At 59.3% G+C, this 725-nt stretch carries 1 protein-coding gene and 1 pseudogene; one reads left to right on the forward strand and one right to left on the reverse strand.

The window, feature by feature from the left end; all coding sequences use genetic code 11:
• Positions 1–409 (reverse strand): annotated as a pseudogene (locus tag A8L45_RS25130) (hypothetical protein); the annotation flags it as partial.
• 75 nt (positions 410–484) lie between these two features.
• Between A8L45_RS25130 and A8L45_RS25135 the strand changes: the two are divergent.
• The coding region (locus tag A8L45_RS25135; protein ID WP_217492220.1) for a hypothetical protein at positions 485–725 on the forward strand (241 nt) is incomplete at its 3' end.

The following is a 725-nucleotide window of genomic DNA, read 5'->3' on the forward strand; positions in this document are numbered from 1 at the left end:
TAAAGTCCTCACCCAGTGTGGCCTGTTGTGCCGGGTCAAAGCGCAGTGAGAGGCGGGTGTCGGTATCGGCGGCATTGTTGACATTGAGGGTCCAGCCGGGCCATTGGCTGTCGTCTGAGCCGCCGTCTTCCTGCCCGTCACGGATCCGGGTCAGGCTGTCTACCTGCAGGCTCTCCTCATTGTCAAAGATCGTGCCCACGGCCTTTGAGGTCATGCCAGTGATAATACCCGCTGTGTTACTGCGCTCGGTCATCTGCAGCAGCAGGGTTTCGGTGCCTTCATACTGGTCATCATCATTGACTGTCGCCCGGACAAGCACCGATGTGGTACCTGCCGGTGCCCGGAAGAAGATCCCTGTTTCCCCGGGGACCGTTTCCTTCTGGACATCCCATGTTTGACCGCCATCCACCGAGATCTGGATGAGGCCAGTGTCTGTCCCATACTGTGCTGGTGAGTCGGCGTCCGGGTCGGTCAGGCTGGCAATATGGGTCCAGCTCTCCCCGAGACTGGGGGAGGACAGGGTGGCTTCCCACTGGATATAGGTGTTTTCCCCTTCCGTCGCGGAAGTGGCCGCGATCTCCCACTGGGGCTTGTCGTCTTCATCGTGGACAGTGACGGTGCCTGTGACGGCGTCCTGCTGGTCAGGGGTACGGGCACTGATGGTGAAGGTTTCGGTATCTTCGTAACGTTGATCATCAAGGGTCGCAAACCGGACATCAAAGGCA

This window comes from Veronia pacifica, from assembly GCF_001707825.1.
GTDB classification, from domain to species: domain Bacteria; phylum Pseudomonadota; class Gammaproteobacteria; order Enterobacterales; family Vibrionaceae; genus Veronia; species Veronia pacifica.